The sequence below is a fragment of the Lysinibacillus sp. NPDC097214 genome (genome assembly GCF_050277945.1).
Taxonomy (GTDB): domain Bacteria; phylum Bacillota; class Bacilli; order Bacillales_A; family Planococcaceae; genus Lysinibacillus; species Lysinibacillus xylanilyticus_B.
This window is the reverse complement of sequence record NZ_JBNNSS010000002.1, coordinates 255,464-275,582: the sequence shown is the minus strand read 5'-3', so window position 1 is coordinate 275,582 and position 20,119 is coordinate 255,464. Positions and strand designations below refer to the sequence as shown.

The 20,119-nt window shown below is 36.7% G+C and carries 16 protein-coding genes, 2 pseudogenes and 1 riboswitch; of the genes and pseudogenes, 16 read left to right on the top strand and 2 right to left on the bottom strand.

Features of this window, described 5'->3' with window-relative positions; genetic code table 11:
* Window positions 1-61: 61 nt before the first annotated feature.
* The 10 genes from ACQKMI_RS05155 to ACQKMI_RS05110 all read left to right on the top strand — a co-directional run bounded on the left by ACQKMI_RS05155 (window position 62) and on the right by ACQKMI_RS05110 (window position 8,749).
* Window positions 62-184, top strand: a complete 123-nt coding sequence (locus ACQKMI_RS05155) for a YvrJ family protein (protein ID WP_082337366.1) — start codon at window positions 62-64, stop codon at window positions 182-184.
* A 104-nt stretch (window positions 185-288) separates the two neighbouring features.
* Window positions 289-897: an SCO family protein gene (locus tag ACQKMI_RS05150; RefSeq protein WP_427487607.1), complete on the top strand. Its 609-nt coding sequence runs from the start codon at window positions 289-291 to the stop codon at window positions 895-897.
* 106 nt (window positions 898-1,003) lie between these two features.
* Window positions 1,004-1,522, top strand: a complete 519-nt coding sequence (locus ACQKMI_RS05145; protein WP_427487606.1) for an RNA polymerase sigma factor — start codon at window positions 1,004-1,006, stop codon at window positions 1,520-1,522.
* Complete coding sequence (locus ACQKMI_RS05140) at window positions 1,515-2,417, top strand: hypothetical protein (protein WP_427487605.1); 903 nt, start codon at window positions 1,515-1,517, stop codon at window positions 2,415-2,417. The genes ACQKMI_RS05145 and ACQKMI_RS05140 overlap by 8 nt, the downstream gene beginning before the upstream one ends.
* 174 nt (window positions 2,418-2,591) lie before the next feature.
* A complete protein-coding gene (locus tag ACQKMI_RS05135) occupies window positions 2,592-3,128 on the top strand; it encodes a DUF1572 family protein (RefSeq protein WP_427487604.1) in 537 nt (178 codons plus the stop codon).
* A 142-nt stretch (window positions 3,129-3,270) separates the two neighbouring features.
* Window positions 3,271-3,464, top strand: a riboswitch (cobalamin riboswitch).
* Window positions 3,465-3,691: 227 nt separating this feature from the next.
* A complete protein-coding gene (nikA, locus tag ACQKMI_RS05130; protein ID WP_427487603.1) occupies window positions 3,692-5,311 on the top strand; it encodes a nickel ABC transporter substrate-binding protein in 1,620 nt (539 codons plus the stop codon).
* Window positions 5,312-5,359: 48 nt separating this feature from the next.
* On the top strand, window positions 5,360-6,340 hold the full coding sequence (gene nikB / locus ACQKMI_RS05125; protein WP_427487602.1) for a nickel ABC transporter permease: 981 nt from the start codon (window positions 5,360-5,362) through the stop codon (window positions 6,338-6,340).
* 1 nt (window position 6,341) lies between these two features.
* Window positions 6,342-7,151 carry an ABC transporter permease gene (locus ACQKMI_RS05120; protein WP_427487601.1) on the top strand — a complete coding sequence of 270 codons (810 nt, stop codon included), beginning with the start codon at window positions 6,342-6,344 and terminating at the stop codon, window positions 7,149-7,151.
* 11 nt (window positions 7,152-7,162) lie between these two features.
* Window positions 7,163-7,939: an ABC transporter ATP-binding protein gene (locus ACQKMI_RS05115; protein WP_427487600.1), complete on the top strand. Its 777-nt coding sequence runs from the start codon at window positions 7,163-7,165 to the stop codon at window positions 7,937-7,939.
* Between the two features lie 12 nt (window positions 7,940-7,951).
* A complete protein-coding gene (locus ACQKMI_RS05110) occupies window positions 7,952-8,749 on the top strand; it encodes an ABC transporter ATP-binding protein (protein ID WP_427487599.1) in 798 nt (265 codons plus the stop codon).
* A 45-nt stretch (window positions 8,750-8,794) separates the two neighbouring features.
* Here ACQKMI_RS05110 and ACQKMI_RS05105 read toward each other — a convergent pair.
* Window positions 8,795-9,349: pseudogene (locus ACQKMI_RS05105) on the bottom strand (delta-aminolevulinic acid dehydratase).
* Between the two features lie 316 nt (window positions 9,350-9,665).
* Between ACQKMI_RS05105 and ACQKMI_RS05100 the strand changes: the two are divergent.
* Window positions 9,666-11,345: a methyl-accepting chemotaxis protein gene (locus ACQKMI_RS05100; RefSeq protein ID WP_427487598.1), complete on the top strand. Its 1,680-nt coding sequence runs from the start codon at window positions 9,666-9,668 to the stop codon at window positions 11,343-11,345.
* Between the two features lie 277 nt (window positions 11,346-11,622).
* On the top strand, window positions 11,623-13,581 hold the full coding sequence (locus ACQKMI_RS05095) for a methyl-accepting chemotaxis protein (protein WP_427487597.1): 1,959 nt from the start codon (window positions 11,623-11,625) through the stop codon (window positions 13,579-13,581).
* A 263-nt stretch (window positions 13,582-13,844) separates the two neighbouring features.
* Here the strand turns inward: ACQKMI_RS05095 and ACQKMI_RS05090 are convergent, their stop codons facing one another.
* The gene (locus ACQKMI_RS05090; RefSeq protein WP_427487596.1) at window positions 13,845-15,239 is read right to left on the bottom strand and encodes an alanine/glycine:cation symporter family protein; all 1,395 of its coding nucleotides are present in this window, start codon (window positions 15,237-15,239) and stop codon (window positions 13,845-13,847) included.
* 897 nt (window positions 15,240-16,136) lie between these two features.
* Between ACQKMI_RS05090 and ACQKMI_RS05085 the strand changes: the two genes are divergently transcribed.
* The 4 genes and pseudogenes from ACQKMI_RS05085 (at window position 16,137) to ACQKMI_RS05070 (ending at window position 19,936) form a co-directional block, all read left to right on the top strand.
* Complete coding sequence (locus ACQKMI_RS05085) at window positions 16,137-17,078, top strand: rhodanese-related sulfurtransferase (RefSeq protein WP_427487595.1); 942 nt, start codon at window positions 16,137-16,139, stop codon at window positions 17,076-17,078.
* A 272-nt stretch (window positions 17,079-17,350) separates the two neighbouring features.
* A pseudogene (locus ACQKMI_RS05080) lies at window positions 17,351-17,536 on the top strand (SDR family oxidoreductase); the annotation flags it as partial.
* A 656-nt stretch (window positions 17,537-18,192) separates the two neighbouring features.
* Window positions 18,193-18,891: an aspartate/glutamate racemase family protein gene (locus ACQKMI_RS05075; RefSeq protein ID WP_427487594.1), complete on the top strand. Its 699-nt coding sequence runs from the start codon at window positions 18,193-18,195 to the stop codon at window positions 18,889-18,891.
* A 1-nt stretch (window position 18,892) separates the two neighbouring features.
* Window positions 18,893-19,936 (top strand): P1 family peptidase, encoded by a 1,044-nt coding sequence (locus tag ACQKMI_RS05070; protein WP_427487593.1) that lies wholly within the window; start codon window positions 18,893-18,895, stop codon window positions 19,934-19,936.
* Window positions 19,937-20,119 lie beyond the last annotated feature (183 nt).

Genomic DNA, 20,119 nt, shown 5'->3' with positions numbered 1-20,119 from the left:
CTGCAAGGACCATTTTCAGCAATATCAGTCTTATTTATCTAGCAGCGAAGGAGGGACCAACATGGAACAATGGTTAAACATGATATCGGATATCGGTTTTCCTATTTTAGTGTCGTTTTATTTACTGCACCGGGTAGAAGTGAAATTAGATGCCATTCATGATGCACTTGTTTCCTTAAAGTGAAATCGATTTCACAAAGATGTACGAAAGCTGTCACTTGAGTGTCCTTGTCAATAGTTACATCGTACGATAGGATGGGGATAGTGTAAGTAGGGAGCGTGTTAAAGATGAGAAATAAAATAATTGGACTAGTTCTACTTTTTGCATTAGCAGCTGTGCTTAGTGCGTGTGGAAATTCGAAGTTTAAAGCAGATTATAACATGGAATTACCAGATTTTGAACATGTCAATCAACGCGGAGAAACAGTTTCTTTAGAGAGTTTAAAAGGAAAACCATGGATTGGTATGTATATTTTCACGAATTGTACCTCAATTTGTCCACCCATGTCTTATAATATGACGCAAGTTCAAGAGAAGCTGAAGAAAAAAGGTGTGGAAGATTATAATATTGTTGCGTTTTCAGTTGATCCTGACGTGGATAAACCAGAAGTATTAGCTGATTATTTGAAAAAATATAATGTTCCAGATCAATCAAAATGGAACCTACTTACTGGTTATTCACAAAAATATATCGAGCAGTTCGCTGTAAAATCAACAAAAATAATCGTCAGAAATGATCCTAACAGCGACCAAGTCGTCCATGGAAATCAATTTTTCTTAGTTGATAAAAATGGGGTAATTGTAAAAATGTATTCAGGATATGCAGAGAATCCAGAGGATGTCCCTATTGACACGATTGCGTCAGATATAGAAACATATATTGATGAAAATTTATAATGGATAGTAGGAAACCGTCTCAATTAATGAAGAGACGGTTTTTTTTGTTGAAAAATAATCTTTTATAATTGTAGCCTCGTTTATAGTGTAGAAGGAGGGAAAGATTTTGACTGATACAGAATATTTAGAGCAACTAATGGAACTACATACAGATCATTTATTTCGAATCGCTTACTACTATACGAAAGATCTACGAATAGCTGAGGATATTGTTCAAGATGTATTTATTAAATTTTATCATCACCAAAAGCATTATGAAGAAAGAGGAGAGATGAAGGCTTATTTAGCACGCATGACCATTAATAAATGTAAGGATTACTTAAAAAGCTGGGCTTATCGAAAAATTACATTTCAGCATAATTTTTTTGCCAAACAAAAAACTGTTTTCCAAGATACACTTATTCGTCAAGATGAACAAGCTCTTTTAGATGAAGCCATTTTACGATTACCAATAAAACAACGTGAAGCAATTGTCTATTTTTATTTGGAGGAGATGACGATTAAGGAGATTGCAGAGCTACTGGCAATTCCTGAGGGTACCGTGAAATCTCGTTTAAAGAAAGGGAAGGAATTATTAAAAGTAGACTTACAGCATATTGAATGGGAGGTACTTTTCCATGGATAAACATACAATGCATGTATTGAAGGATGTCTCAGCACATAAAGAAGCAATCATTCAAAAGGTTCGACAACAAGTTCAGCAAGAGCCGTATCCATCAAAAAACCTTTGGCCGCATCGTGCACTGGCCGTCATGATGACATGTTCTATCTTACTATTTATTGCATGGCAAGCTTCGAAGCCGATGGACCATTTAACGACAGAAATACTTCATGAAGAAGAAAAACAATCATTCACCGATTTATTTCAAACAGAAGTTGAAGGAACAGAGACAACGTTCAGTCAGTATTTTCAAATAGCAGATCAATTTATTCACCGCGAAAATATCAAATTTTATGCACCGCTTCAAGGCTTCAAGGCTATGCAAGCAGCGGCGGCTACTATGGGAAATGCTGTTCATTTAATAGACCCTGATGATCTTCCATTTAAATCAAATATACAAGAGGTCTATGCGGTAACGTCAGATATGCAAGATGGTAGTCTGCAAAAGCAATTTCAATTTAGTTATAAAGAAAAGTCTCTCACTGGAGTAGATCGACAATATATTAATTTGACGGTAACAAATGTAGATCATAATCCTGTAAACTATAAAGTTACGGAAGAAAGTCAGGAATTTTTAGGGGAAATCACGAATGTAGGTTTGAACTTTATGAATCCTTTGTATTTTCGTGCGATGACACCAGATAAAGGTTTCGCGTATGTATACTATTATTATGATGAGGCAGACAAGCGTATTTATCAAATGAGTACAAGAGCCAATGAATTTTATACGTATTATAATGGCTATGTATATCAAATAGGCTATCAATTAAATGGTGATCAACAGGAAGTACAAGAAAAAATGATTGCTCTTGCAAGGGAATTTATCCCGCACATAAATTCAGAGAACGCAAAGAAGTAAGGTGGAAGATAAACTGCCTGTAAAAACTCGATTGGTGAGGGTTAGCGATCAGTGGTAAAAAAAAACCCCCAGTGAGTAAGTAATACTTTATTTTTAGCAACAACTAGTTACCAAATTGGCACATCTCATTCTGTTTATATTAAAATAGTAGAAAAGAGGATGGGGGATTCAACAATGACGGTAGCGCAAACGTATTTACATGTTGTCCAAAAAAGATTTAGAAGTGTCAAAGAACAAGGGGATAAAACACTCTCACAACTAGATAACGAACAACTGCATTGGGCTTTTAACGAAGAATCCAACAGCATTGCCGTTATAGTAAAACACGTTAGTGGCAATATGATATCAAGATGGACTGACTTTTTAACGACAGATGGTGAGAAAGCAACGAGAAATCGCGATGAGGAATTTACGTTTAGCCTTCAAACAAAAGAAGAAGTTATGTCAGTATGGGAAAAGGGCTGGCAAGTATTTTTAGATGCTTTACAAAAATTAACGGAAGCTGATTTACAAGGGTTTGTAACGATAAGGGGAGAACAGCTTTCCGTGATAGATGCGATTGAAAGACAAATGTCCCATTATTCACAACATGTCGGTCAGATCGTTTACATCGCTAAGCTAATAAAGGGCTCGGAGTGGCAAACATTAAGTATTCCAAAGGGACAGTCTCAGGAATTTACAAAATCAATGTTAAAAAAACATCAACGATAGAAGTGTAGCCATCGCACTAGTGTGTGATGGCTTTTTTGTGGAATATACATAAATATCTTTGTTTAAAAATCGCAAAACTTTATTATATTCAGAAAATAAAATTGACGTGTATCTTTGAAGCGTGTTATGTTTAATATTCAATTTAATATGGTTCATTACAAGTTTGAGTGAAAAAACTTTTTCACTTAATTTAAAGGAAAATGGGTGTAAATCCCATGCTGTCCCGCAGCTGTAAATGAGGAGTTTTGTTTCAAATACCACTGAGTAAGTACTTGGGAAGGTGAAGCAAAATGAAGATTCATAAGCCAGAATGCCTGCTTGTAGTAAGATTCATTGTAGATCTACGAAAGATAGGGAGATGGATGGAAGGCTTTTATTAATGAGTTTTTCTATCCTTATTCACGTGGAATAAGGATTTTTTTTATGCATTTTTCTAATTTTAGTAATTTATATCAAAGTGAGGTGAAAACAAAGAGCTACTTTGAGTTTCAAGTTAGAAGTTTGGTAGAGAAACATATATAGTTCAATTTTCTAACACCCAAGAATAGACAGGAGCAATCATAATGATATTTTTTAAAAAATTAGTACCTTTCATTCTACTACTGATGTTAACCATTATAGCAGGCTGTTCAAACTCGAGTGAAGGTAATGAAAGTAAAACTTCTAACAAAAATAATAACGAAGGAAAAATGATAACAATCGGCTGGCCATTAGATATAGGGCCTTTAAATCCGCATACTTATTTACCAAACCAGATGACTGCGCAAGCAATGGTATATGAATCATTGGTAGAATATAACGATGACGGGACAATATCGCCGAAATTAGCGGAGAGCTGGGAAATTTCTGACGATAAAACAGCTTACATATTTCATCTTAGACAAGATGTAAAATACTCTGATGGGACAGCTTTTAATGCAGATAATGTTATTCGAAATTTTAATGCAGTTTTAGCAGATCGTGATACACACTCCTGGATGGGGATGGTGAATCATATTGTTAATGTTGTGAAAGAAGATGACTATACAATTCGTCTACAATTAGATGCGCCCTATTATCCTGTGTTAAATGAACTTGCTTTTGTGCGACCATTTCGCTTTTTAGGGGAAAACGGATTCCCTGAGGGAGATACAACTAACAAGGGTATTAAAGCACCGGTTGGAACAGGTCCATGGGTATTAACCGAATATAAAAAAGATCAGTATGCACTTTTTAGCCGCAACGAACATTATTGGGGTGAAAAGCCACTGGTAGACAAAGTGAAAGTGAAAATTATACCAGATTCAGAATCTATTTCACTGGCATTTGAAAATGAAGAATTAGACTTAATTTATGGTCGTGGCATTATTAGCTTAGATAACCACACTTTCTTAAAAGACAGCGGTCAATACAAAACGGCAGTATCTGAACCTTTATCTACACGTGCATTACTTTTGAATACACAATCTGGTCCTTTAGCAGAGTTAAAAGTACGTCAGGCTTTTCAATACGCTGTTAATAAAGAACAAATGGTTGAAAGTATTACCCATGGTACAGAAAAAGTTGCCAATACGCTGTTTTGGGATGCTATTCCATATGCCAACATTGAGTTAAAACCAATACTATTTAATCCAGAAAAAGCCGAACAGTTATTAGATGAAGCAGGTTGGACATTAAAAAATGGTGATAAAATTCGTTCCAAAAATGGGCAATCTCTTACATTAGATTTAATCTATATTGCCACAGACGCTATCCAAAAACCAATGGCAGAATTAATGCAAGGGGAATTAGCAAAAATTGGCGTTCAATTAAACCTTGAAGGCGCTGATGTAATGGTAGGGCTCCAAAAATTAATGGATAATCAAGTAGATATTAATTTCTGGCGCACAAACGGTCCACCAACAGATCCACACAGCTTCGCAAACGAATCAGCAACACCGAATGCAAATGGCGTTTATGAAGCGAAATTAGGCCTAGAAAATGCAGCACAAATTGATGACAAAATCCATCAATTATTAATTGGGACAGATGAAGCGGAACGTGTGCAATTGTATAAAGATATTTTAACAATGTTCCATGACCAAGCATTATTCTATCCAATTTCATATGAAACGAATAACGTTATTTACCATAAATATTTGAAAGATTTTAACCCCCGTGCATCTGAATATGATATTCCTTATGCTCAAATGGATTTAAAGTAAGAGAATGAAAAGAGAGTGGGTCTACTATGACTCCTCTCTTTTTGCACTATGAAGACTTGGGAAGTGATGAAAGAAATGTACGAATCAACTTGGCTTTTTTGTCTAAAAAGAGTGATTACATTACCATTTGTTTTACTAGGGGTTTCAATAATGAACTTTTTATTTATTCGTTTTGTCCCAGTAGAGCCAGCGGAGGTCATACTTAGACAGTCAGGAGTCGCCCCGACAGCAGAAGCAATACAGGCGCTACGATCGGAATTAGGCACTGATCAATCTTTGTCTATTCAATATTTTATATGGCTAAAAGGTGTGTTGCACTTTGATTTTGGTACATCATTTGTGAGTAAATTACCCGTTGCTCAAGAAATAGTAGAAAAACTACCGGCAACTTTTGAATTGGCCCTAGCTGCATTTGTATGTATTCTTTGCTTTAGTATTCCTCTTGGTATTATAAGTGCTCTTTATAAAAATTCCGTATTCGATCGGATTGTAGGCTTATTATCTATTATTAGTGTATCCATCCCAACTTTTTGGGTAGGATTTTTTCTTCTATACTTACTTAGTTTGAAGCTGGGCATTTTCCCGACCAATGGTAAAGGGACTATTTTACATATAGTTTTACCAGCCGTATCTTTGGCATTACCAACTATTGGGTTGTTTATTCAGTCCATTCGTACAAACGTCATAGAAGAATTACAAAAACATTATGTTCAGTATGCACATTTACGGGGCTTAAAACAATCTGTTATTCTCAGTCGACATGTCTTCAAAAATGCTGCTATTCCACTAACGACGATGCTTGGTATGACACTTGGGAATCTATTAGGTGGGGCAGTTATTGTCGAGCAGGTATTTAGCTGGCCTGGTTTAGGTCGCTACTTAATAGAATCAATTATTAATAGGGATTATCCAGTTGTGCAATGTTATGTTTTAATAATTGCTATCATCTATGTTTTTGCTAATTTATGTACAGATATATTACATCGAGTTCTTGACCCTCAGCTAATGATGGTAGGGGGGAGAAAGTAGCGTGATTAAATTACACAAAAGTTTAAATGGTAAACAATTGACTAGTCTAACTCTTCTCGCATTTATTGGGTTAATGGGTCTTTTTGCGCCGTTGATCATGCCGAATGATCCTTTTTTAGTAGACGTCTCCAAAAAGTTTTTAGAACCATCATGGGCATACCCTCTCGGCACAGATCATTTAGGGCGATGTATACTTTCACGTATACTATTAGGTATTCGCTATTCTTTAGGGTCAGCTATATTCATTCAATTAATAGCAACCTTTTTCGCTATATGTATTGGGGCAATCGTGGCTTTTAAGAGGGGGATAATTGATTATTTATTTATTCGCATCTGTGATATTTTATTAGCTTTCCCAACGCTTGTTCTTGCCTTTGGACTACTAGGTATTTTGGGTCCAAGCTTAAGAAATGTCTTATTGGCACTTATTTTTACGCAAACTATTTATTATTCAAGAATTTTAAGAGGCCTATTTATAAGCGTTCATGAAAAAGAATTTATAAAAGCTGCAAAAATTAGTGGAACTTCAGGGGGAAAGCTAATCCTACGCCATTTCGTGCCAAATATAATGGCGCCGATGCTGACTATTATTTCTTTCGATTTAGGAAAAGTCATTTTAGAAATTGCTGGCTTTTCATTTATTGGATTAGGTGTTCAAGCTCCTACTCCTGAGTGGGGAATGATGATAAGTGAAGGCAAACAGTATATTCGACTACATCCAGAAATTATGCTATATCCAGGTGTGGCGATCATCATCGTAGTCCTATTATTTACTATTTTATCTGGTCATAATAAGCAAGTTCATCGTTGAAAGGGATAGCTATGGAAAGAAAAATTTTATTACAAGTCAAAGATTTAAATGTGCAAATAGGAGAGCAGGAAATCCTATCTTCAATTAATTTAACAGCAAATAAAGGACGCATATTAGGGATTATCGGAGAAAGTGGTAGTGGTAAGTCGATGTTATGTCAAGCAATTATGCAATCTCTTCCGGCGATAGCAAAATCGGCAGGGCAAATTTTATATCAAACTACTGATTTAACATCTGTCACAAAAGAAAGATTGAGAGAATACCGAGGAAGGCACATATCGATGATTACACAAAATCCATTGATAGCGTTTGATTGTAATCAAACAATAGAAATGCATTTTCGGGAAACAATAAAAGCACATTACGTCATGAATAAAAAAGAAATAAGGCAGATAGCTATTTCTGCAATGAATAAAGTAAATTTACCTAATCCAGAAAAGCTATTGCAATATTATCCTTTCCAATTAAGTGGAGGGATGCTACAACGTGTCATGATTGCTCTTTCTTTTGCGATGCAACCTACATTATATATTGCCGATGAACCTACAACAGCTCTTGATACAGTTAATCAAAAGAAAATATTATCATTGTTCAATCAAATTCGAAATGACACCGATGCAGCGATTATTATCGTTACACATGATCTTGGTGTTATTGCTGAAATTGCCGATGAAGTTGCTGTTATGTATAAGGGAGAACTCATCGAGCAGGCGAATGTCTTTGATTTTTTTGACGCACCACAGCATTGGTATACAAAGAAACTTTTACAATCGAGAATCACTTTTTAAAGGAGGGAGTAGATGGCTCTATTAGAGGTGACAAATGTTGAAAAGTACTATCATCAGAGACAGTCATTCTTACAAAAAAAGCGAGAAGTACCAGTATTACAACAGGTTACATTTTCACTTCAGGAAGGCGAATGCTTAGGCGTAGTCGGTCAAAGTGGATCAGGAAAAAGCACATTAGGTCGGATAATTTTGGGCATAGAGAATCCAACGAGTGGGATTGTACGATTTAATAATGTGAATTTATATCAAGCTAGCGCTAAAGAAAAAAAGGGGATTCGAAGAGATTTACAAGCTGTTTTTCAAAATAGCTTTAACTCCTTTAATCCAAAGCAAACGATTGCAGAGATCATAGAGGAACCATTTCTTAATTTCGAGAATTTTTCCAAAAGCGAAAGGCTACGTAAGGTCGAGGAGCTACTTAACTGTGTTGAGTTAGAAAGCAATATGGCAAATAAATATCCTTCACAGCTTAGTGGAGGTCAACAGCAACGTGTAAATATTGCTAGAGCAATTGCTATAAACCCCAAATTAATTGTGTTAGATGAGGCTATCAGCAGTCTTGATATGATATTGCAGAAAAATATATTGCAACTACTTCAATCACTACAAAAGCAACTGAAGTTATCTTATATTTTTATTTCTCATGATTTAAATGTAACACGCTTTATATCAGATAGAATACTAGTGATACATAATGGTCGACTAGTTGAGGAAATAAACAAGGACGATCCATTTAAACATCCTGCTTCACTCGAACTATATAACGCTATTTTGCCTTCGCATCCCCGGGACAGACAAAGGGAAGATTAAAAAAAATCGTAGCCAATTTTATAGCTACGATTTTTTGCTGTTTTTCTATGCAAAATACAGCTGATACATCGAAGTTTCATGGTCAATAGATTTTGCGATTTCAAAGGCTTCCTGTTGTGTTCGCTCATTTGCAATGATTTCATACATAAATTTTATGAGAAACATTAAATTCGCATTACCATCTATGTCATTATCCGGGGCCAAATAGGAGTGGCAACCGCTTTTTAAAAATGCAGTAGCTAGCTGCTTTTCACCTAAAGTACAGCCAGAGGCAATAACCTTCACATCATTTAATTTACAATAATTTAAGATCTCTTGCGGACCGAAAAATTCACCCCTTGGTTCATTTAACTCATAAATATCCTCACCTAGCTCTGGCATGCAAAAACGGCCTTCATTCCCAAGGAAGTTTAAAATTAAATAGTCTATTCGATCGTCTCAATCTTCCCCTGACAAAACATCAATTAAATCATTTGGTCTTCCAATTAAATGAAGAGTCACTCGTACCCCAAATGACTCAAGTACTGAGCGAAATGCAAGCGATTCGTTATCACATTCGGAGCCCACTACTAAACTAACATATAAATTAGGTTGACTCATTTTCTACTACTCTCCTTTATATCAGTTTTATATTGATAGCAAATTCAAAATTAGTAGGTAAATCTAATGAACGGCGTGAAGCCACAATGCGATAACACGTTCGTGACCAGCATCGTATAATTATTACCACTATGATTACACTACGCTTTTAAACAGCAATAGAAATTACAGAAGTCAAGCCATTTGGAGATGTGTTTTAATTTTTGTAAAATTTTAGTGTTAATTTATGAGAAAAGACGCACTTCTTATAGGATAAAAGATATGATTAGGCTATACTCAAGAGAATTAATGTTAATAGTGGAATAGAGGGAGTCGTATGAAATCAACGGTAGAACGAAAACTGCAATTTGCTTTTGGTATAGTTTTAGTATTTTTATTACTAATTACTAGTATTGCCTTGTACTTTTTAAATGATAATAAACACACACTTGCGGAAATCGAAAAAAATACGGAATTAATGAACTTGTATAATGATATTTCCTTTCAAACAGTTCGTGCAAATGCTGCCATTCGAGGGTATATGTTATATGGTAAAGAAGACATGCTTAACAATCATCTTGAAATACGAGAAACTTTACATAAATCTATTCAGCGCATTGAAGAACTCGAACATAAAAATACGGACTTTGAACAGTTTTTAAAGCAGTTAGAGGCATGGGAAAAGCCTATAGATGAACAAATTGTACCGCTTTTTCAAAGTGGTGAAAAACAGCAAGCCCAGCAGTTGGCATTACCGGTTTTAGGGAAAGGTTCTCTAAAGCTCGTTGAGTTTGGGAAAACGATGGCAATAGCTCAGCAGGACGAAATGCAGGCACGTATAGAGGCTACTAAGCAAAAAGGTAACAGAAGTGGCACAGAGATTGCTGTACTAGCAATGGTGTCCTTACTTATAAGCATTATTATTGCGACAGTTTTTGGTCGAAGAGTAGCAAAAAATATTCAACAAACAGTAATAGAAATGGACAAATTCTCAACTGGCAATCTACAAGCGCACCTGCAATTTAAAACAAAAGATGAGTTTGCCCAGCTAGCAGCTTCCTTTAATTCGATGGCAGAAAAGCTTCGACATACGATGAAGCAAGTTGGTAATTCATCTGAACAGGTAGCAGCAACATCCGAGCAGCTCACAGCGAGTAGTATGGAAGTAACACAGGCAACAGAAGTTGTCTCCGAATCGATCCAAGATATTGCACATGGTATTGAAGAACAGGATACATTGACAGGTGATGTACGAAACTTATCCTCGCACATTTTCAAAAAAATGGATGAGATATCAACGAATATTGATCATGTTAACAATGCAACTGTAGATACCAAAAATATGGCTAGCCTAGGGCGTTCCTCAGTTCGTAATGTCATTGAACAGATGAATGACATTGCGAATAATACGGTAGAGCTAAGTACACGTGTAAAAGCCTTAGATGAAAATACAGCAGCAATCGTCTCAGCAGTCAATGTTATTAAAAATATTGCTACCCAAACAAATCTATTGGCGATCAACGCCTCAATAGAAGCGGCACGCAGTGGTGAGCATGGCAAAGGCTTTGCTGTAGTAGCAGAAGAGGTACGGAAGCTAGCAGATGAATCGAATTTAGCAGCTGTAGATATTGAAAAAGTTGTTTTGCAAATTACTGAAGATACAAGAATTATCGAGGAAGACATGATCAGTAGTAATGAGTCAGTAATGGTTGGTCGTGAAAAAGTAAATGTGGCAAGAGATAATTTCATACAAATTGACGATGCCATTAATGATGTCCAAGCTCAAACCGAATCAGTGACAGCGGCTATTCGAACAATCCATCAAGATATTGAAAAACTTGTAAAAGAAATTGACTTCATTAGCGAAGTATCCATGAAATCGAGTAGCAATGTTCAAAGTGTTGCAGCATCCTCTGAGGAACAAAATGCAGCGATGGAAGAAGTAGCGGCAGCCTCCACACATTTGGCAAAAATGGCGATTGACTTACAAGAATCCATTCAAGCATTTAAGTACTAACACAAGAACCCCTATGAATCTCATAAAGGAGATTCATAGGGGTTCTATGTTTAGTGAATAGTGGCGGTGAGAGCTCGATTTATGTCGAGAAAATCAAAAAAATGAAATAAGGTCTTTGAATTTAAGTATTTCGTCCGATAAAAATAGAAGAAGGAAATTTATTCGATATGAGAAGGGGAGGCTGTGTGCTGGGGGGATTCTTTGAATCTAAAAAGAAAGCACGAAATGAGACAAAATACATTTTAAGAACTCGTAAAGACAAAAGGAGAGCTGTTGCATGAAACGATTATTTGGAAGCTTTAAAGGTAAGCTGTACACATTATTTGCTTTTATCTTATTAATCCCAGTTATTTCTGTAGGTAGCTTATCGTATCTTTCAGCAAAAAATTCGATAAAAGAAGAAATACTTGTTAGTACGGATGAAAGTGTAGAAATTTTAAATACGTTAATTGATAAAACCATTAGTGAAAAAACAAATGACATCAATGTGTTTAGCGAAATAGATTCTTCTAAGTATGAACAGCAGGGGGCAGCGGTACAAACAAAATTTCAACAATACATAAAGCTACATCCGGATGTTCTGAGCATTTATCTTGGAACAAATGAGGGTGCATTATTTGTAGAACCAAAATCGAATAACGCTGATTACAATCCTTTAGAAAGAGATTGGTATAAAGAAGCTACAGCTTTGAAGGGAGAAGTTTTAATTACAAATCCTTATAAAGATGTAGCGACTGGAGATATGGTCGTAACAGTTGCTCGCCAGGTACAAGATCAATCTGGGGTAGTGGCAATTGATATAAAATTGACAAACCTTCAAAAAATTTCGGACTCTATTAATATTGGGAAAAATGGATATTCTTCTATTTTTGATGAAAACAAGAGTGTCATTTCACATCCGACTTTAGAACCGGGTAGCGAATTAAAAGAAAGCTTTCTCGACAAAATATACGACGACAAATCGGGAACGTTTGAATATGTCTTTGACGGTGAAGACCGTATTATGTTCTATACAACAAATGAATTGACGAATTGGAAAATTACCGGCACAATTTTTGCAAAGGAAATTGACCAATCAGCATCACCCATTTTGAAAAAAACGTTTCTCGTACTAATTGCTGCGATTGTCATCAGTTCGATTGTTTTCTTTTTTGTCATGAAGACCATTATAAAACCGATTAGATTACTAAAGGATAGTGCAGTAACCATTAGTGAAGGTGATTTAACAGAGGAAGTGATAATCACTTCTCATGACGAGATTGGACAGCTAGGTCAAGCCTTTAATGATATGCAAGACAGTTTAAGAACTCTTATTCAAAAAATTGAACAAAATGCCGAAGAGGTAGCTTCGTCGGCAGAAGAGCTAACAGCCAATGCTAATCAAACGAGCATTGCTACAGAAAAAGTGGCCATTTCGATTCAAGATGTTGCGACGAGCGCAGATACGCAAACGACGAGTGCCAATAAGAATGCAGAATCGTTACAGGAGCTTTCTAAGGCCATTCTTTATATTGCGGAGATCTCATCTACTGTGACCGATCTTTCACAGCATGCAACGCTACAAGCAGATGAAGGTGGACAGGCAGTCCAGGATACAAAAGATCAGATGCAGTCTATTCATGTATCGGTGACCGATTCAAACACGAAAATTCAATCACTACACGAACGCTCTAAGCAAATTACATCCATTTTAGATGTGATTACAAGTATTGCAGATCAAACGAACTTACTTGCGCTCAATGCAGCGATTGAGGCAGCAAGAGCAGGGGAGCACGGAAAAGGCTTTGCTGTTGTTGCTGATGAAGTAAGAAAGTTGGCGGAGCAATCGCAGGAATCTGCAAAGCAAATTTTCGAGCTAATCAATGGTATTCAATTAGAAACAGAACAATCCGTAAACATTATGGCAAAAGTTACAGAGGATGTTCAAAATGGACTACAAGTATCGGATGAAGCCATTACTAAATTCCAAGTGATTAAAACGAGCATGGATAAAATTACTCCTAAAATGGAAGAGGTATCTTCTGCCTCTGAACAAATGTCAGCAGGTGTACAAGAGGTGACTGCTATTACGGAGGATTTGGCATTCTCAGCACAAGGAAATGCAGCTGCTTCAGAGGACGTTGCAGCATCTACAGAGGAACAATTAGCTTCAATGGAAGAGATTAATGCTTCTGCACAAGCGCTTGCGCATATGGCAGATGAGCTAAAACAGCTAATTAGTCAATTTAAATATTAACTTCTTTCAACTGGTGCTTTAACACCCGCTGAAATAGAGGAACTCAGTCCAAGAACCCCACGTCCTGTGGCAATGACTGAGTGACCGACATCGTGTCGGCCCTCGTGTTGCTGACGCTACGTTAGCACTGCGCTTTCGCACAAAAAACATCTGCAGGCCTAAGCACAAAGCCGATTTCAGACGCAATTATGCAGAGGCATAATTGATTAGAATCTGCATAACAAAAAACGCCATTCCGTTTGAGGAATGGCGTTTTTGAATAATTATCGATCTTCTTCCCAACAATCAGTATTTTTCAATTTTGGGATTGATTTTGCATAAAATACAGGATTTTTGCCTGCATTACGTTGCTTTGTAAAGTCGTCTAATACAAGGAAGGCAATTTTACCAAGTAACAAGATGATCGTAATATTGATGATAGCCATTAGTCCCATGAATAGGTCTGCTAAGTTCCAAACAAGCTCTACTTGCGCAAGAGAACCAAACATAACCATAGCAAGCACTAAAATACGGTAGACAAACATCCAACCTTTATGAGCATTCATAAACTCAATATTAGATTCACCGTAATAGTAATTTCCGACAATAGAACTAAATGCAAAGAAAATAATAGCAATAGCGATAAAGTAAGGGGCCCATCCACCTACATGTACAGCTAAGGAATTTTGTGTAAGAATAATTCCATTACTTTCACCTGTATTATATAGACCCGCTAAAATAATGATAAACGCTGTTGCAGAACAAATCATAATTGTATCAAAAAATACACCTAAGCTTTGCACTAATCCTTGCTTTGCAGGGTGAGAGGTATTTGCTGTGGCTGCGGCATTAGGAACACTACCCATACCGGCTTCATTAGAAAATAAGCCGCGGCGTACACCTTGCATAATAGCAACTCCAATCGCACCACCAGCAGCTTCTCGAAGACCAAACGCTTCTGTGAAAATCAGTTTGAAAACGGCAGGTATTTCAGTCAGATTCGTTACAATAACAAAAAAGGCTACAGCTAAATAGAAAACCGCCATCACGGGTACAAGTACTTGCGTAACTTTTACAATTCTATGTACGCCACCAAAAATAATCATGGCCGTTAACACAACTAACATTACACCAATGATAGAAGGCTTAATATCAAATGCCTCACCTACAGAAGTTGCAATCGTATTCGATTGTACCGCATTAAATATAAAGCCAAAGCTTAACGTTAAAAGAATACCAAAAATGATCCCTAATTTTCGTTGACCTAACGCTTTTTCCATATAATAAGCTGGTCCACCACGGAACGTATCGCCATCCTTTACTTTGTACACCTGTGCAAGTGTACTTTCAATAAAAGCAGTCGCCATTCCCAATATAGCGATAATCCACATCCAAAATACTGCTCCAGGTCCACCTACTCCGATTGCTAGAGCAACGCCTGTAATATTCCCAGTACCTACACGTGAGGCTGCGCTAATAGTAAAGGCTTGGAACGGAGAAACACCTGACTCTCCCTCTCTTTTTTCCACTATTAAACGAAACATTTCAGGGAAAAGTCGGATTTGCACAAATTTTGTGCCAAAGGAAAAATATAATCCTGCAACTAATAACAATGTGATAATGAAATATGTCCATATAATATTATTAGTATCACTTACAATATTCGATATCCATTCCAATTTGCTTTCCTCCAATCTCAATACGCTTTAGTCTACACTGTTTTTTTGTAATATATCCACTTTTTGAAAATACAGAATTGTATTAATTTTTTGTGTGATGTAATGTTTTTACAATATTTGATACACCTATCCCTAGTTGTTGTTTAGTATGGATTATTTTGTCGAAATTTTACCGGGTAAAAATAATATAATGACACGAAAGAACAATACATATTGAGATAAAAAGGAGGTTATGGGATTTTGTAAAGAAACGCACTTAAAGTAATGGGCTGGTTAAAGGAAGAAGAAATTGAAAAAGAATATTCCAAGTCTGATTAATGTCTAACAGGAGCGTTAATGAAAGATCATTGAGTTGCATAGGCAGCTCATATTTAATATATATAAGTTCGGATATTGAACCACTTGAATTTTATGAAAGCATTTTGCAAGCAATAGAAGAAGTAGATGCTGATATTTACATTACTGAAACATTGATATGGCATTTTATAAGAAAACTGTTTTTATTTGAGCCAGGGTAAGTTAGTGTGAGCTATAACTAATACTGTCACATCTTATAGTTATATTTGTTATATAAATATAAGATAATGCGACACTAAAATAAACCTTGATACAGAGTAGTTGTTGCTGTATCAAGGTTTGTGTTTTTGGCAATAGAAAAACATAATAAATAAGATTAAAAACTTCTGAATGTTGGATTTGAAACGAGATGGCTGGATCGGCTATTTCTTGTTAGTTTAAATCCTCTGACCACTGCACAAGTTCTTTAAAAACAATATTGTATACCCATTTCAGCCTAATTACCGATAGCATATTAAATGATTATCCTTTATGTTTAAGAGGTCGTAAAAGACACTATCAGGTATATCCTGCAAATATATGAAATGATAGGTGGAAACAATGAATTATCAAGTTTTATTATATTACCATTACACGAAAATCGAAGATCCAGTTGCGTTTTCAGAAACGCACTTAGCAATGTGTAAAGAAATCGGTTTGAAAGGTCGTATTTTGGTAGCCAATGAGGGCATTAATGGTACTGTTTCAGGTACGATTGAGCAAACAGAGCAATACATGGCAAACATGCAAGCCGACCAGTTATTTGAAGGCATTGTCTTCAAAATTGATGCGGCAGATGAGCATGTATTCAAAAAAATGCACGTACGCCCACGTCCTGAGTTAGTAAACTTAGGCTTAGAAGAAGACGTAAATCCACATGAATTAACAGGTCGCTACCTGTCACCAGACCAATTCCTTGCTGAAATGCAAGATGAAAATACAGTAGTATTAGATGTGCGTAACACGTATGAATACGATGTTGGCCATTTTCGTGGCGCGATTCGACCAGATGTACAAAACTTCCGCGATACACCGGAATGGGTACGTGCAAACCGCGAGCTATTCGAAGGGAAAAATGTTTTAACATACTGCACGGGTGGGATTCGTTGTGAGAAGTTTTCGGGCTGGATGAAACGTGAAGGCTTTGGCGATGTCGGTCAATTACACGGAGGTGTTGCAACATACGGAAAAGACCCTGTTGCGAAAGGCCAATTATGGGACGGTCAAATGTACGTATTTGATGAGCGTTTAACGGTGCCGATCAATCAAGTAGAGCATATTATTATCGGTCGTGATCACTATGACGGCGAACCTTGTGAACGTTACATTAACTGTGCAAACCCTGAATGTAACAAGCAAATCATCGCATCTGAAGAAAATGAAGCAAAGCATTTAGGTGGCTGTACAATCGAATGCACAAAGCATGTGCGCAACCGCTACATCGTGCGTCACAATTTAACAGAAGAGCAAGTAGCGCAAACAATTGTGGCGTTACAAGCATAAGCATGAAAAGCTGTCTAAACATAAAAAACGTCATTTTTTAATTTAAGGGTCTGTTTTGGTAATTATTTATTTAAAAAAGCCTTTAATTTAGTCGAAAGCTCTTCTGGTTTCATTTGACGCAATTGGTCAACAGCAAAGTCCACAAGTTCAAGCATTTTAATATCGTGCAGGGCACTTGTTGTTTTGAAGTAGTAATGTGCATCTGCTTTTTATTGGTGCAGCAGGTGCTGGTGTTTGCTCCATGGCAGCTAATCAGCGTGGTTGTGGTGTAGCAAAGGCTGTTTATAGAAAGCATGTTTCCGATAAGGTATATAAGAAAACCAGAGGAGATTGCTTCTGTAGCAGCATGGCTTGCTTCATCCCAAGCTAGTTATGTAACAGGGATTACTCTATTCGCAGATGGTGGATTGAAAAATAGCATAAATAAAAACTGGCATTGGAAACTAACGGGTATTTAACCCCCTTCCAATGCCTTTTTTCTAATGGGGTTTAGCGAAGTAAGTTTTACTATCAGTTTGTAATTGAACCGGTTATTCTCATACAAAAAATGATTCATTGACTGAAAGCTTAAATATTTTACCTAGCGAGGATATCTGTTTGGCCGGTATCTGAATGATAGTCAAACGAAGCTTTCTCAAATGGCGGATAACCATAAAAATTCTCTAAAGCATTGCGTAGAACGCAACGTGTGGGTTTCTTCTATATATAAAATCAACTTTTTCAGAGCATTTTTAATCAATCTTTATTATAAACTTACACAAAGCTTCTTTACTTATTTACTTGATATTTGTTCAAGTTTTGTTCAAGTTAAAAGGCTATATTATTCCTAGTACATATATTAGGTCTTTTCGATTGGTTATAACCGAAAGGCTGAAGAAATGGAAGAACGAGGTTAAAGCTAGCAAAAGGCTATTTTTTTGAAAATCCCCTTATTTCTCCTGGGGATTTTAGTATAATAATAAAAAATTAAAGGTTCATCACCAAAAGTTGGGTATGAAATTTGTTAAAACTTATACTAAGTAAATAAGATGATTGGACGTCCTCAGGAAAGCGCCCAGTCGGAACGGATCAACCCTACGTTATGATGATAAGCCGAATTAAAGGGGGAATTTGTATGAAAACTATTGGCATGATTGGTGGTATGAGCTGGGAGTCTTCTGCTGAGTATTACCGTCTTATGAACCAAGAGGTAAAGAAACAATTAGGAGGCTTACACTCAGCCAAATGTATTTTGTATAGTGTAGATTTCCAAGAAATTGAGCATTATCAAGCTCAGGGAGAGTGGGAGAAAGCTGGGCAAGTGCTGGGAAAAGCAGCGCAATCTCTAGAGAATGCAGGGGCAGATTTTATTATCATCTGTACAAATACAATGCACAAGATTATAGATTTCATTGCGGCAAAGATCACAATACCAATTTTACATATAGCAGATGCCACTGCCAATCAAATAGAAAAAGCTAGTTTACAGAAAGTTGCCCTTCTTGGGACAAAGTACACAATGGAGCAAGATTTCTATAAAGCTAGAGTAGAGGGATTTGGCATTGAAGTGCTTGTCCCGCTTGCTGACGAACGTACTGAGGTCAATCGTATCATCTATGAAGAATTATGCTTGGGCCAAATTGAACAAACATCAAAGGAATATTATTTACAGGTGATTGAGAACCTTGTGCAAACGGGAGCACAAGGAATTATATTAGGCTGTACAGAGATTGGATTACTTATTAAACAGGAAGATCTTAACGTACCTGTTTTTGATACAACAATTCTACATGAAAAGGCTGCTGTAAATATGGCAATTCATAAGGGGGAGTAAGATGCCAAGAAAAGTACGAGAATTGGGGATCGTAATTGGAACGTTATCAACTGGTGAGAAAAATTGTATTACCGATGTTGCTGGTGTTCGTGTAGGTCATGTAACGCTTGATGAGAAAATGAATCAAGACGGTGCGTATGCATGTACAGGAGTAACTGCGATTTTACCACATGGAGGAAATTTATTTCAGCAAAAGGTTACGGCTGCAAGTTATGTGATAAATGGCTTTGGGAAAACGATAGGGCTTGTGCAGGTGAATGAGCTTGGGGTTATTGAATCACCAATTATGCTAACGAATACATTTGGTGTTCCAGCTGTAACACAAGGAACACTGCAATTTATGCTAGATACGAATAGTGAAATAGGTCTTTCAACAGGAACTATTAATATCGTAGTTGGGGAATGTAATGATAGTTATTTAAATTCTATTCGAGAATGTCCTATCACACCTGAGCATGCTGTAGAGGCGATTCGCAAGGCTTCAGATGAAACTTCAGATGAAGGGGCAGTTGGTGCAGGAAAAGGGATGATGTGCTTTGGCTATAAAGGTGGGATTGGTTCATCTTCCAGAATCGTGACAAATGAGTTAACGAACTATACGATAGGATGTATGGTTCTTAGTAATTTCGGGCAAAGCGCAGAGTTTTTAGCGCATAGATATATTGCTTCCAACGGTCAAAGTGAATCGACACTATCACCGACGGATGGCTCCATTATTATCGTACTTGCCACCGATGCTCCGCTTAGTAGTCGTCAACTGACACGGGTCATTAAACGCTGTGGTATCGGACTAGGACGTACAGGCAGTCATTTTTCACATGGCAGCGGAGATATAGTCATTGGCTTTACAACAGCCCATCATATCGCTCATCTATCAGATCAGCTAGTCGAAACACGTACACAACTACGTGAGGATCATCCTATCATGAATCAATTATTTGCAGCTGCTGCAGAAGCAACAGAGGAAGCCATTTTAAATTCACTATCACAGGCACAGACTACTGTTGGTCGAAATGGTCATAAAGTAGAAGCCTATCAATTCTAGCTTTATTAATAGACATGAAACCTCTGTAGTTTTAGTGCTCGAAATATTAATAAAAATACTATATAGTTGGCCTATTTAGTAACTTCGAAATAATTATAAGAGTTAACCTCCATTTTGATATTAATCAAAATGGAGGTTTTTTTATAACCAATTAAATTTGATTCAATTAACTAAGGATCATCA